Raw genomic sequence first — 12859 nt, forward strand, 5'->3', positions numbered from 1 at the left:
CCTCTTTATCGGTCGATACTGCCGAAAACGATGTCTTGCGTGCCGATGATGGTCACGGCGTCGGCAATCATGTGGCCGCGCGCCATTTCATCCAGGCTTTGCAGGTGGGCATAGTCCGGGGCACGAATCTTCAGGCGGTAGGGCTTGTTGGCACCGTCGGAGACGATATAGATGCCGAATTCGCCTTTCGGGTGTTCCACGGCGGCATACGCTTCGCCCGGTGGCACGTGGAAGCCTTCCTGGAACAGCTTGAAGTGGTGAATCAGCGATTCCATGTTGGACTTCATGTCCACGCGCGACGGCGGCGCGATCTTGCGGTTGTCCGTGATGACGGGACCGGGATTATTGCGCAGCCACTCGATGCACTGCTTGATGATGCGGTTCGACTGGCGCAGTTCTTCCACGCGCACCAGGTAGCGGTCGTAGCAGTCGCCGTTGGTGCCGATCGGCACGTCGAAGTCCATCAGGTCGTAGACCTCGTAAGGCTGCTTCTTGCGCAGGTCCCACTGCACGCCCGAGCCGCGCAGCATGGCGCCCGTGAAGCCCATGGCCAGCGCGTCTTCCGGCGACACGACGCCGATACCGACGGTACGCTGTTTCCAGATACGGTTGTCGGTCAGCAGGGTTTCGTATTCGTCGACGTAGGTCGGGAAACGGTTCGTGAACGCTTCCAGGAAGTCCAGCAGGGAGCCCTGGCGGTCTTCGTTGAGCTTGTTGATTTCCTTCTTGCTGCGAATGGTCGACTCGCGGTGCTGCGGCATCGCATCCGGCAGGTCGCGGTAGACGCCGCCTGGGCGGTAGTAGGCCGCGTGCATGCGCGCGCCCGACACGGCTTCGTAGCAGTCGAACAGGTCTTCACGGTCGCGGAAGCAGTACAGGAACGGACCCATGGCACCGACGTCCAGCGCGTGCGCGCCCAGCCACATCAGGTGGTTCAGGATACGGGTGATCTCGTCGAACATGACGCGGATGTACTGGGCGCGCAGGGGCACTTCCAGGCCCAGCAGCTTTTCGATGGCCATCACGTAGCCGTGCTCGTTGCACATCATCGACACGTAGTCGAGACGGTCCATGTACGGCACGTTCTGCAGGTAGGTCTTCTGTTCGGCCAGCTTCTCGGTGGCGCGGTGCAGCAGGCCGATATGGGGGTCGGCACGCTGGATCACCTCGCCGTCCAGCTCCAGCACCAGGCGCAGCACGCCGTGCGCGGCCGGGTGCTGCGGACCAAAGTTCAGGGTGTAATTCTTAATCTCAGCCATTATTTCATCCCGTATTTTTCTTCACGGATCACACGCGGCACGTTTTCGCGCGGCTCGATCGTTACCGGCTGGTACATCACGCGCTTCTGCTCGGCGTCGTAACGCATTTCCGTGTAACCGGACACCGGGAAGTCCTTGCGGAATGGGTGGCCGATGAAGCCGTAGTCGGTCAGGATGCGGCGCAGGTCGCTGTGACCTTCGAACAGGATGCCCAGCAGGTCGAACGCCTCGCGCTCGTACCAGTTTGCAGCACGCCAGATATCGGTGACGCTTTGCACGATCGGCATGTCGTCGTCCGGGCAGAACACGCGTACGCGCACGCGCCAGTTGTGCTTGACCGACAGCAGGTGCGAGACGGCCGCGAAGCGCGGGCCTTCCCACGTGCCTTCGCCGTAGGTGGAATAGTCGACGCCGCACAGGTCGATCAAAGTGTCGAACCCCAGTGCGGCATTGTCGCGCAGCGTCTGCATGACGGCGTGATAGTCGTTGGCCTTGACGACGAGGGTGATTTCACCCAGCGCGGTCGTCGTGGCGACGCGCTCCCCCAGGACGCCGGCCAGGGCGCCCTGCAATGCTTCCAGATGTGTTGTCATATTTTTGCGCGCCCCGTTTAACGTGCGATCGTATTGGTGCGCTTGATCTTGTTTTGCAGCTGCAGGATGCCGTACAGCAGTGCCTCGGCGGTCGGCGGGCAGCCCGGCACGTAGATGTCGACGGGCACGATGCGGTCGCAACCGCGCACCACCGAGTACGAGTAGTGATAGTAGCCGCCGCCATTGGCGCAGGTGCCCATCGAGATGACCCAGCGCGGCTCGGACATCTGGTCATACACCTTGCGCAGTGCCGGTGCCATCTTGTTGCACAGCGTACCGGCGACGATCATCACGTCGGACTGGCGCGGCGATGGGCGGAACACGACGCCGAAGCGGTCCATGTCATAACGGGCAGCGCCCACGTGCATCATTTCGACCGCACAGCAGGCCAGACCGAACGTCATCGGGAACATCGACCCGGTACGCGCCCAGTTGATCAGCTTGTCGGCCGAGGTGGTGATGAAACCTTCGTTTAATACGCCTTCAATAGCCATGGCTTATTCCCAATCAAGGGCACCTTTCTTCCAGATATACCAAAAACCGACAACGAATTCGGCGATGAACACCATCATCGTCACGAAGCCCTGCCAGCCCAGTTCGCGCATGGAGACGCCCCACGGGAAGAAGAATGCAGTTTCCAGGTCGAACAAAATAAACAGGATCGCGACGAGGTAGTAACGCACGTCGAACTTCATGCGTGCGTCTTCGAAGGCTTCGAAGCCGCACTCGTAAGGGGAGAGTTTCGCCGCATCGGGCTTGTGGGGCCCGAGCAGACGGCCAAGCACCTGGGGCACTACGCCGACACCGAGGCCGACGAGCAGGAACAGAAGTACGGGGAAGTAATTTTCGAGGTTCACGGTAGGATCACAGCTGTTGTTGAACGATCGTCAGGACAGTGCTGTACCTGACGGTACAGCCAACGCTCGACCCCAATCAAACGCTGAGACCAGGATCAAACGACACATCCTCGTAAAAAAACCAGCTGCAGGCATGAGGGCAACTCAGGCGCCTTGTGCTGGCTTCTCAAATCTATGGTGCCGACGACGAGACTCGAACTCGTACAGCTTGCGCCACTACCCCCTCAAGATAGCGTGTCTACCAATTTCACCACGTCGGCATTAAGGCCGCTATTCTACTCGTCTTTACGCATTTTGTTAATCGCGTTTGCGTCAAATCAAGAAGAAAAGCGGAAGAAACTCAATACTTATTAGTTTTACTTCGGAATCGTGTTCGCTGGCGCGCCATTGGCCGGCGCCGGGGCGGCTGGCGTCGTCGCTGGAGCGGCTGGCGTCGTTGCAGGCGCGGCAGGCGTCGTGGCCGGTGCCGGCGCATTCGCGGCAGGGATCGCGGCCGAACCGGTGACGGGCACCGTGATGTTCGACAGCACGCCGCCGGTACCGGCGGTGCGCTGCGTGGCCAGCACCGAGATACCCAGGGTAGCGGCGAAGAACACGGTGGCCGCCACGGCCGTCATCTTGGACATGAAGTTCGATGAGCCGGTGGCGCCGAACAGGCTGCCGGATGCGCCGGAACCGAAGGCGGCGCCCATGTCGGCGCCTTTGCCGTGCTGCAGCAGCACGAGGGCGATGATGGCCAGTGCAGACAGGACCTGAACTACGACGACCAGATTGAACAAGGTGTTCATGCTATTCCAATTCTCAGTTGATGCTTGGTTGATACCCGGGCTTTTGGCCTGGTTAAGCTTGGTTAAATGATTCTTTACTCGGCCGCATGCACGATGGCGAGGAAATCCGCCACCTTCAGGGCCGCGCCGCCGATCAGGCCGCCATCGATGTCGGCCTGCGCCAGCAGCTCGCGCGCATTCTCCGGCTTCATGCTGCCGCCGTACAGGATCTGCAGGTTCGCCGCCGCCACCGGATTGCGCTCGGCCACCAGCTTGCGCAGCATCGCGTGCACTTCCTGGGCCATGGCCGGCGTGGCCGTCTTGCCCGTGCCGATGGCCCAGACCGGCTCATACGCCAGCACGATCTTTTCCACCGCCGCCGCTTCCAGCACATCCAGCACGGCTTGCAGTTGCGCACATACAACAATATTGGTCCGCCCTGCTTCGCGCTCGGCCAAAGTCTCGCCCACGCAAACGACCGGCGTCAGGCCGGCATTGTGCGCCGCCAGCACCTTCTGCGCCACGACTTCGTTGGTTTCGTGATGGTACGCGCGCCGCTCGGAGTGACCGCACAGCACGTAGCGGCAGCCGAAATCCTGCAGCATCGACGCCGCCACCTCGCCCGTGTAGGCGCCGGCGGCATAGGCGGACACGTCCTGCGCCCCCCAGGCCACGGGCGTTCCCGTCAGCTCGGACTGGCATTGTGCCAGATATGGCGCCGGGGCGCAGACGCCGCAATCGGCATTCTTCGCGGCATAGCCGGCCACGATGCCGCGTAATAATACCGAATTCGCGGCAAGGCTGCCGTTCATTTTCCAGTTGCCGATGACCAGTTTGCGACGCATATTACTCCGGGCGGGTTGATAAAACGTTAAACCCGCAATTGTAACGTGGCCGGCAAAGCCGGGTCAAACCGGCAACGTCGCCGGGCCCGCCAGCCTAGGGTTTGATCACCTGCAGCATGATCTTGCCGACGTGGGTCGACGCCTCCATCAGCGCGTGCGCGTCGGCCGCCTGCTCCAGGGGGAAGCTCTCGTAGATGACGGGCTTGATGCGCCCTTCGCCGAACAGGGGCCACACTTTCTCCTGCAGCTGGCGGGCAATCGCGCCCTTGAAGGCCACCGAACGGGGGCGCAAGGTGGAACCGGTGACGGTCAGGCGGCGGCGCAGCACTTGTCCCATGTCCAGGGTGCCCTTGGCGCCGCCCAGCAGCGCGATGATGGCGATGCGGCCGTCGTCGGCCAGGCAGTTGATTTCCCGTTCCAGATAGTCGCCACCGACCATGTCGAGGATGACGTCGACGCCATTGTCGCCCGTCAGCTGCTTGACGACGGCGGCGAAGTCCTCGTGGCGGTAATTGATGCCCCGCTCCGCGCCCAGCTGCTCGCAGGCCCGCGCCTTGTCCTCGCTGCCGGCGGTGGCGAACACGCGGTTGCCCATCGCATGGGCCAGCTGGATGGCCGTGACGCCGATACCGGACGTGCCGCCCTGCACCAGCAGCGACTCGCCCGCCCCCAGCCGCGCGCGGTCGAACACATTGCTCCACACGGTAAAGTAATTCTCCGGCAGCGACGCCGCCTCCAGCGGCGACAGCCCCTGCGGCACGGGCAGGCACTGCGCGATGGGCGCCGTCACGAACTCCGCATAGCCCCCGCCCTGCACCAGCGCACACACCATGTCGCCCGCCTTGAAGGGCGAATTGGCCAGGTCGCCATCGAGGATCTCGCCGGCCACTTCCAGCCCCGGCAGATCGGAAGCCCCCGGCGGCGGCGCATAGTTGCCCATCCGCTGGAACACGTCGGGCCGGTTGATGCCGGCCGCATGCACGCGGATGCGCACTTCCCCCGCCTTCGGCTCCGGCATCGGGCGCTGGCACAGCCGCAAGACTTCCGGTCCGCCCGGCTTGGTGATCTCGATCGCGCGCATGGTTGTCCTTTCGTTAAAGGATTGATTTTAGCGCAAGGGCGGGATTTTGCGCGGGCGCGCAGGCGGATGGAATCTAGGCGCCGCGAAAGTCCTTCGTCGAGGCCAGGAGGGTTGCGCCGCACGTGGTTTTATGGCCGTCGTAGGCCACCGCGACGCCGTTGATGACGTGATGGGGATCGCCCTCGGCGATGGTGCAGACGTCGTGACCCTTGATGGGACAAGTGCACTTGTCCCCGACACAGGCGACAGCGATGCCGCCGACCGTGAAGTGCTTCGCCTTCACACTGACCACCTTGCCGCCGTGGGAGGTGGCATCGCCAAGCCGGATTACATTTGGCATCGTCTAGCCTTTGTCGTTTGCATTGGAGGGAGCCGAGCTGGTGGGACGCACGCGGATCGAGCTGGTGATCCTGTCCCACACTGCCACGGCTTCTTCGTCGGTCAGGGTGGGTTTGATGGCTCCGGCGGTATTGCCTTTGATACCGGTTTGCATCTGGATGTTCGCGTAGGGTTTGTAGACATCTTTGGGGACGCCCCGAACGTGCATGACAAATTCGTGGGTGCCGTGAAACCCATCCCGGTCTGGCGAGCGCGACACTGCCTCCCAGCCGTTCAGCCATTGATGGATTTTCCGTTCACCTCTGCGGAAATATTTTGTTTGCAGTAGCGGATGATTTGGGTCCTCCGCTCTCTGCCGCTCCTCCAGGCGTGCGAGCTGCCACTCTAGTGAGTTTCCTTCTGAATAGTGAGGATTGGATGGACCGATATAGATCGACAAATGCGTATCCGGAAATTCTTTCAAGCGGAAGCCGATACGAACATGTTCAATTGGTGTCTTATTGCCAGTCATCGACTTATCCGCCAGGAACGCATATTCCAAGCAGTTTCCTGCTTCCCTAGGAACCTCATTTTCATCCCGACGACGAAGCCGCCGAACAATACTTTTCATTTCAGCAATCGTATCCGCTCGATCTTCCCGCAGCGGTCGTGCTGAGATGACCAGTCCTTCGCCTCCCCACCGAAAGTATCCTTCAATCTTCAACCCGTTTATTGCATCAAACCCCTCCAGCCCAGATATGATCGTTCCTGGTGGCTGAGTTATTTCTTCTTCAGCCAGAAAAATGGGGATATTATCCAGATGGATAGCATGCGTATTTTTAAGATTTTCCGAAAACGCCTTTGCCATATCCATTACCTGATTTGCGCCCGCTGGATAGAAATCCACACCTAGCTCCATAGAGGCATGTCCCCAGACCACGGCAGCAGATGCCGGGACATCAACAAGAAACCGTCCAAAGCAGACACTTTTCATTTTTTCGAAGGAGACCTGCAGGCGGGGCGCGAGCGTACTCATATCAGGCGCATTGAGACTACGCTCATGCTCGCAGCCGGAAAGCACGAGGCTTGTAGTCACAAGTAAAATGGCGCTCAGCCGGCCGGCGGGTCTCATGCACCGGCTCCGCGATCCGCTGGACTCACAGCGGTGCCTTGCGCCGACGAAGCCTGTAATGCTGCAGGCTCGTCGTCGTAGCCAACCAGCTTCCATACGCCCGCCACCTGGAAGGTCGGCCGTTCTCCCTTGATCTTCTGCCACAGCGTTGGAGTAGCGGCAACAACCACGGGAGGCATGGCATCGCCCGTCTTGAACCGCTGGCGGCGACCGGCTTGTAGCAAGCCCGGTGCACTGGACTCCCACCAGCCTCCGAGCGGACAGGCGTTTCCTGTCGCCACTTTCTCTCCAAGCGGAAGCCGTGGCGCGGTGCCCGTCTTGGCTGGAGCTGCACTTGTCGGGCGAACGCGGATTGAGCTGGTGATTTTGTCCCAGACGGCAATTGCTTCTTCATCGGTCAGGCTGGGTTTGACGGCGCCAGCAAGATTTCCTTTGACGCCGGTTTGCATCCTGATATCTGCATAAGGCTTGAAAACATCCGTGGGCACGCCTTTTACATCCAGAACAAAGTCGTGAATGCCATACGTTCCCGGCTGGTCTGGCGAACGCGACACTGCTTCCCAGCCGTTTATCCAGTCGTGAATCTGACGCGGGCCTCTACGGAAATACTTCGTATGCAATAGTGGGTGAGTCAGGCTCTCAGCTCTGTGCTCTTTTTCTCGACGTGCGAGTTGCCATTCGAGAGAATTGCCCTCGGAATGGTAGGGATTTGATGGGCCGACGAAAATCGACAGATGTGTATCTGGGAATTCCCTTAAGCGGAAACCGATACGAATATGCTCAATCGACGACTCTACACTTGCTTCGGGCCGATCCGCAAGAAAAGCATGCTCGAGACAATTGCCAGGACCTGAAGGAATTTCATCTTGGCGGCGGGGGCGAAGGCGCTCGGCGATACTTTTTATCGTAGAAATAGCTCGGCCGCGATCTTCCTGCAATGGACGGGCATCGATAACAATTCCATCGGCATCCCAATTGAAATACCCATTAATCACCAAGCCGTTGACGGCATCAAAGCCTTCATAACCAGTTATGATTTTTCCCGGCGGATGAGCAATGTGCTCTTCAGACAAAAACAATGGGATGTAGTCGTGGTAAATCGCCTTTGTATTCTTGAGCTCATCAATGAATTTGTGCGCTGCCTCGTTAGTCTTGGTCGCATCGCCTGGATAGATCGCTATCCCAAGGTCAACGGAAGACTCACCCCAAGCTACTATGGCGGATTCAGGCACATCGACCACGAACCGGCCAAAGCAGACGGTCTTCGTCTTTTCGAACACCACTTGCAAGCGGGGCGTGAGCGCGGTCATGTTTGGAGTCCTATATTCTGGTGAGTCATGGTTACAGCCGGCAAGAGTGATACACAGCGCTGCAAAATAGTAAAGAGAGAGTTTTTGGATCAGATTCATGCAAGGAGTTCCTTTACGCAAACCCACTTCGCCTGCTGCGCAATACGAACGATGCAGTAGAGTGTAGAAGCAATGACGTCTTTATCCTCATAGCTGGATTGGTGTTCGTAGCCGGTTTGGCGAAATACGCCCTTGAATTTTCCACTGCGTAGTTGGTGATCGGCAGAACGGACAGGAACGGTTTGGTCTCCAGGCGCTGTAGCTGACTGTAGCGTTGCATAGATCGAGGCTGGTTTTCCAAACGTCATTCCTTTCGAAAATGGCATATTGGATTGATTTTTCTCCCACCTTGCGACTTCGAGCCTGCCCTGCCGCGTGTCATAGACAATAGGCCATTCCTGCCACCCGGTCGTGTCTGCGCAGTAATCGCTGATTTCCCAAACCACCTCACCGTAGCTGGCGTGCTTGGCATCCGCGCCGTAGTGAGCATAACTGTTGGGATGAAACGTATTAACAATTTTATTGTGAAGAAATTGCGCCTTGTCTAGATAGTCGCTGGTCCGCTTGAAGGAGCCACCGCCTTTGTCGGGCGGCAGCCCGCTTGGGTTGATCCACTCCTTGCGCAACAGCGAATACCATTTACCTTCGGTCTTTTAGATCTCAGCATATGGATTTCCGTTCTTCGGCCAGGTATCCAGGTCTCGTCCCTTGTGTACGACCCGCAACCAGCCGTTGCCGTACGCTTCTGTGGGCAACAGCTCCAGTCCTCCGCGAGAATTTGCCAGTACGGCAGTAACTTCATCGCCGTAATTGCCGGCCACCTTCGCGCCGATGCTACCTTTGGGAGCTCTCAGCAGGCCCGGATCTTCAAATCCCGCCCTGATGCGCTTGTAGGCTGCAGGGGCGCCAATTGCCGGCATCACGCCATGGACTATCCCTGCGACGCTGTCTTTAAGGTTGCCGAAATCAGGGTGAACCAGTGCGCGCCCGACCAGCCCACCCATCGAGTGGGTAACGATGATGACTTGGTGACACTCGTACCCGTTTTTCCACAGCCCCTCGATTACCCCTTTGATTCGCTTCGCAATAAACTGGGCGCTGAGGCCATTCGACTGCAGCCAGTTATATCCAAACGCGTAGACAGGAAACCAGCACCCGCTTACGACTTCCTTGAACTCCTCTTCAGTCAGCTTGGCCTGCGGAAGTTCGGGCACCGGCCACCAATCCTTTGTGTCCGCTCCCACGACGTCACGCCATTCCTCCCTGAGCTTACCGTCATGGAAAGTATTGTTGAGACGTGACTCCATATGCTGCAACAGCTGGCCATAACTTTTGAAATACACTTCACCCCAGCCGCGCGACCTGGCCTTTTGCACCGCGGTACGCCCATTTTTTACATTGGACGGGTCGTCGATTAGCAATGGAGATGGGTAGTCGCTGTCCAGCTCCACATTCTCGTGACGCCCATCACCACTGATTCCAGGCGGGCCGGATGGATCATAAATATCCACGGTCGTGCATTGCGGGTCCAGCGCCAGTTGGCGATCTTGCGGTCTTTCGTTAGAGGCACCGTATGCGTCCGTGGCTCCGAGCGTGTCGGGACGCCAGGCGATATTGTCTTCTTTCTTCAGCATCGCCTGCCGCTCCGCACTCATCCGCAAATTCGAGCCCATAATCCCGGGCAGGAAAATAACCGGCAGCACACGCTTCGGAAGAAATCTCGCGCATTGCGGTTTCTGGTCCTGCTTCGGCGTTGCGAAGCCTTCGGCCTTGCGCGCCGCGTTGGTGTTTTGCTGCGCCGGCAGCGGGTGTTCAGCTTTGGTCATGTGTGCGGTCCTTATACGATGCGGTCGCCGGAGTATCAGTCGTCAAGTGCCTCGACGGTATAGCTACCAAAAGCAATGCTGTGCTCGAACCGCTCCGTCAAACCGCCGTTGTCGGTACGGCCTTCAATCGTGCGGCCATCCTCCGTCGTGATGCGGTAACGCTGGTTCTTCATCGGTTCGTCCGTTCCCACCCACCGCAGCACGATTTGCTGATCGTGGACCGCCTTGGTGCTGGGCAGTTCGACGTCAGGAACCTCGCCGTCACCGGCGCCGAGATGAGCGAATTTGGATGACTTGATCGTGTGCTCGCCGCTGCTTTGCTGGGTAATGCTGCCGCCGCCCATGTCGACTTGCACGCCTTGCGCCACGAAGCGCAGCTTCGGCGCCTGCAGCACGATTTCGTCGATGGCGGTCAGCACAAGACGTTTCGCGGACGTGATTTCGATATCGCCGCCATGCGTTTGCAGGTCGAGCTTGCCGCTGGCGGCAACCAGCTTGATGCCGAGCTTGTGGGCGAACAGGCTGATGCTGTCCGATACGCGCGCCAGCAGTTTTTTGCCGACCGACAGTTGCATGTTGCCCATGCTGACCAGGTCGACCTGGGTTTGCGCACCCAGGGCAACGTTGGCCTGGCTCGTCAATGCCAAGCCAGCCGGCGCCGACACGGCCACGACAGGTTGACAGCCTTCGCCCTGCCCGTCGCGTTCGGCATTGCTGCCTGCGGCCCATTGCTCAAGGTTCAGGCCCAGCTGCTTGAGTCCTGCGTTGTCGGTACCTTCGGCGTGGTGCGCGGTCGACAATTCGGCCAGGTGCTGCTGGATGCCATGCAACACTTCCAGCAAGCTTGTCAGCTCAGCACGGTCCAGCTGATTGCCACCGGCGCCTGCACTGCCGGCAGCGCTGATCAGGACGCCATGCGCGCCCCTTATCGCGACGGCTTGATCGCTGCGCAACTCGGCACCCTCGCCGCGCGCCGTGCCTTTGCCTTCGCTGCGGGGGTGCGTCAGCCAGCCCAGGTTCAACTGGCTGTGTCCGTGCTCGGAAGAAAGCTGGGCATTGATCTGGCCTGGTGTGTCGTCGAGTCGCAACTGGTTGCAGCGAGAGCCTTGCACTTCCCGGCTTTTGATACCCGCCACAAATCTGTTGCCCGGCAACGTGCCGGTATGGCTGAAGGCGGGTGGCGGGGTCATGCCGCCGTACACCCGTGCAACAATGATCGGCTTGTCCGGGTCGCCGCCGAGGAAATCGATGATGACCTCGTCACCGACGCGCGGCAGCGCTATGGCGCCGCAGCGGTCGCCGGCCCAGTTGCTGGCCACCCGTACCCAGTCCGAGTCGCGATCGCTATCGCTGGCTCCTGCATCGCCGGCATGGCCGTGGTCCTGCGGCCTCGTGCCCGGAAAGCGAACCTTGACGTCGCCATTTTCGTTACAGTGCACCTCCTCGCCAGGCGGCCCGACAACGACAGCACTTTGCAGCCGGGGCCGTGGCAGGTCGGTGCGGGGGTCGAATGCGGGAACGATCGGTATGCCCCTGCGTACGCAGGAAAAACGATTGGTATATCGCATGCCCCTCTCGCGACTGGCCTGTTGCAAGCCATCGACGCCTGCAAAGCCTTCCCACCGCGTGATGGCAAACAGCCGCTGGATGCGTTCGTTCAGTGCCTTCGGCAGGTTGTTCTCGGCATCAACCTCGAGCTGGGTGACGACGAACTGGCGCTCGTGCTCCGGGTGGGTATCGATCTCCGGATGGCCTGCCAGACTCACCCACTGGCCGACGCACAGTGCGCGCACGCTGCTCTCGCCATGAAAACACTTCGATTCGAACTCATGTCGTTTCATGCGCAAGTCACCCAGTTGGCGGTAGTCCTCGCCGTCATGACCAGCCTGGGGCATGTCGATCAGGTAATCGTCCAGCCCCAGCGCAAACTCATTGCCGAGCAGGCCCTGATCGATACACGAAGGCGTGGCGCTGTGGCTCAATTTCGCCTGCGCGTGATTCCAGCTGTTGCGCGTGACGTTGCCGGGTCTGAGGGTACGAACGGGGCTCCACGCGGTCACGGTGTCTTGTTCTTCGGTGCCGGCATCCCGGTGATAACGAATGGTGCCGGCAAGGTTTTCCGCGAGGCTGTGAGCGTCATCGAACAACACCAGCGTATGAGCCGGCGTGCTCTGGTCTGTCGACTCGCTGGCTTTACCCGGCTGGATGAACCATGCGATGCCGCGCCGTTTCCACAGACGGCGCAGGAAATGGGCATCGGACTCGTTGTGCTGCATCGTGAACTCGCGCGCCGGGTAGCTGCCGGTCAGATGCGACCAGTCCACATCGAAGGCCATCGCCAGCAGCGAATTCTTCTGGCGCCATTCATCCAGGATGATCCTGGAAATATCGAGCTCGTCGCGGTTGCGGAAGATGCGGGTGTTGGTGCGATGCTCCATCAAGGCCAGACCGTCACGCAGAACCAGCTGGTAGGTGGCCAGCCCGCCGTCGCTCTGGCCAGCGGCAGCTTGCGCGACAATCCCACAGACAGCGCGCAAATCGCCCCGGTCGGTCACGAACTGCAGTTCCACCGGTGCGGCGATAAACTGTTTCAAAGGTAGATCGGCACGGGCCGAAACACACAGGAGCCGATATTCCAGTCCGCCGCACAGGGTTTCGGCACCGCTCACCCGCTGGACCATCAGGACATCGTCGAAGACCTCGTTCCCCTGCGATAGTCGCAGGCGGATGGGCCGGTTCGACTCCGATAAGCCTGCGATCGCTTCTGTCAGATCCATCAGATTCATTGGTACACCTCCACCGGAGCGCATGCAGGCGAGCAGGCGAAATTGC

Annotated in this window: 13 protein-coding genes and 1 tRNA gene; all 14 read right to left on the minus strand. The window is 59.8% G+C overall.

Annotated elements, in window-relative coordinates:
• Nucleotides 1–5: 5 nt before the first annotated feature.
• Nucleotides 6–1259: an NADH-quinone oxidoreductase subunit D gene (locus tag GM672_RS14100; RefSeq protein WP_155471171.1), complete on the minus strand. Its 1254-nt coding sequence runs from the start codon at nt 1257–1259 to the stop codon at nt 6–8.
• Entirely contained in the window at nt 1259–1852 is a 594-nt protein-coding gene (locus GM672_RS14105) for an NADH-quinone oxidoreductase subunit C (protein WP_155471172.1), read from the minus strand. Before GM672_RS14105 ends, GM672_RS14100 begins: the two co-directional genes overlap by 1 nt.
• Before the next feature lie 17 nt (nt 1853–1869).
• Nucleotides 1870–2346 (minus strand): NuoB/complex I 20 kDa subunit family protein, encoded by a 477-nt coding sequence (locus GM672_RS14110; protein ID WP_107143097.1) that lies wholly within the window; start codon nt 2344–2346, stop codon nt 1870–1872.
• Nucleotides 2347–2349: 3 nt separating this feature from the next.
• Nucleotides 2350–2709: an NADH-quinone oxidoreductase subunit A gene (locus GM672_RS14115; protein WP_107143098.1), complete on the minus strand. Its 360-nt coding sequence runs from the start codon at nt 2707–2709 to the stop codon at nt 2350–2352.
• A 175-nt stretch (nt 2710–2884) separates the two neighbouring features.
• A tRNA-Leu gene (locus GM672_RS14120) sits at nt 2885–2969 on the minus strand.
• 96 nt (nt 2970–3065) lie between these two features.
• The gene (gene secG, locus GM672_RS14125) at nt 3066–3497 is read right to left on the minus strand and encodes a preprotein translocase subunit SecG (RefSeq protein WP_155471173.1); all 432 of its coding nucleotides are present in this window, start codon (nt 3495–3497) and stop codon (nt 3066–3068) included.
• 74 nt (nt 3498–3571) lie between these two features.
• Entirely contained in the window at nt 3572–4321 is a 750-nt protein-coding gene (gene tpiA / locus GM672_RS14130) for a triose-phosphate isomerase (RefSeq protein WP_155471174.1), read from the minus strand.
• A 94-nt stretch (nt 4322–4415) separates the two neighbouring features.
• A complete protein-coding gene (locus GM672_RS14135) occupies nt 4416–5402 on the minus strand; it encodes an NAD(P)H-quinone oxidoreductase (RefSeq protein ID WP_155471175.1) in 987 nt (328 codons plus the stop codon).
• Between the two features lie 73 nt (nt 5403–5475).
• A complete protein-coding gene (locus GM672_RS14140) occupies nt 5476–5742 on the minus strand; it encodes a PAAR domain-containing protein (protein ID WP_155471176.1) in 267 nt (88 codons plus the stop codon).
• A 3-nt stretch (nt 5743–5745) separates the two neighbouring features.
• The gene (locus tag GM672_RS14145; RefSeq protein ID WP_155471177.1) at nt 5746–6852 is read right to left on the minus strand and encodes a T6SS immunity protein Tli4 family protein; all 1107 of its coding nucleotides are present in this window, start codon (nt 6850–6852) and stop codon (nt 5746–5748) included.
• Nucleotides 6849–8261 (minus strand): T6SS immunity protein Tli4 family protein, encoded by a 1413-nt coding sequence (locus GM672_RS14150; protein WP_155471178.1) that lies wholly within the window; start codon nt 8259–8261, stop codon nt 6849–6851. The genes GM672_RS14145 and GM672_RS14150 overlap by 4 nt, the downstream gene beginning before the upstream one ends.
• Nucleotides 8258–8827 (minus strand): hypothetical protein, encoded by a 570-nt coding sequence (locus GM672_RS29225; protein ID WP_229417734.1) that lies wholly within the window; start codon nt 8825–8827, stop codon nt 8258–8260. Before GM672_RS29225 ends, GM672_RS14150 begins: the two co-directional genes overlap by 4 nt.
• A gap of 27 nt (nt 8828–8854) precedes the next feature.
• Entirely contained in the window at nt 8855–10027 is a 1173-nt protein-coding gene (locus tag GM672_RS14155) for an esterase/lipase family protein (protein ID WP_229417735.1), read from the minus strand.
• Between the two features lie 35 nt (nt 10028–10062).
• Nucleotides 10063–12813: a type VI secretion system Vgr family protein gene (locus tag GM672_RS14160; RefSeq protein WP_188915853.1), complete on the minus strand. Its 2751-nt coding sequence runs from the start codon at nt 12811–12813 to the stop codon at nt 10063–10065.
• Between the last annotated feature and the right edge of the window lie 46 nt (nt 12814–12859).

Source organism: Pseudoduganella buxea, assembly GCF_009720835.1.
In the GTDB taxonomy this organism is placed as follows: Bacteria; Pseudomonadota; Gammaproteobacteria; order Burkholderiales; family Burkholderiaceae_D; genus Rugamonas; species Rugamonas buxea.

Excerpts from the sequence above, each read along its gene's own strand:
- GM672_RS14105 (WP_155471172.1), bottom strand. The coding sequence starts at position 1,852 with ATGACAACACATCTGGAAGCATTGCAGGGCGCCCTGGCCGGCGTCCTG.
- GM672_RS14145 (WP_155471177.1), bottom strand. The coding sequence starts at position 6,852 with ATGAGACCCGCCGGCCGGCTGAGCGCCATTTTACTTGTGACTACAAGC.
- GM672_RS14135 (WP_155471175.1), bottom strand. The coding sequence starts at position 5,402 with ATGCGCGCGATCGAGATCACCAAGCCGGGCGGACCGGAAGTCTTGCGG.
- GM672_RS14160 (WP_188915853.1), bottom strand. The coding sequence starts at position 12,813 with ATGAATCTGATGGATCTGACAGAAGCGATCGCAGGCTTATCGGAGTCG.
- GM672_RS14150 (WP_155471178.1), bottom strand. The coding sequence starts at position 8,261 with ATGAATCTGATCCAAAAACTCTCTCTTTACTATTTTGCAGCGCTGTGT.
- GM672_RS14155 (WP_229417735.1), bottom strand. The coding sequence starts at position 10,027 with ATGACCAAAGCTGAACACCCGCTGCCGGCGCAGCAAAACACCAACGCG.
- GM672_RS14110 (WP_107143097.1), bottom strand. The coding sequence starts at position 2,346 with ATGGCTATTGAAGGCGTATTAAACGAAGGTTTCATCACCACCTCGGCC.
- GM672_RS14140 (WP_155471176.1), bottom strand. The coding sequence starts at position 5,742 with ATGCCAAATGTAATCCGGCTTGGCGATGCCACCTCCCACGGCGGCAAG.
- secG (WP_155471173.1), bottom strand. The coding sequence starts at position 3,497 with ATGAACACCTTGTTCAATCTGGTCGTCGTAGTTCAGGTCCTGTCTGCA.
- GM672_RS14100 (WP_155471171.1), bottom strand. The coding sequence starts at position 1,259 with ATGGCTGAGATTAAGAATTACACCCTGAACTTTGGTCCGCAGCACCCG.
- tpiA (WP_155471174.1), bottom strand. The coding sequence starts at position 4,321 with ATGCGTCGCAAACTGGTCATCGGCAACTGGAAAATGAACGGCAGCCTT.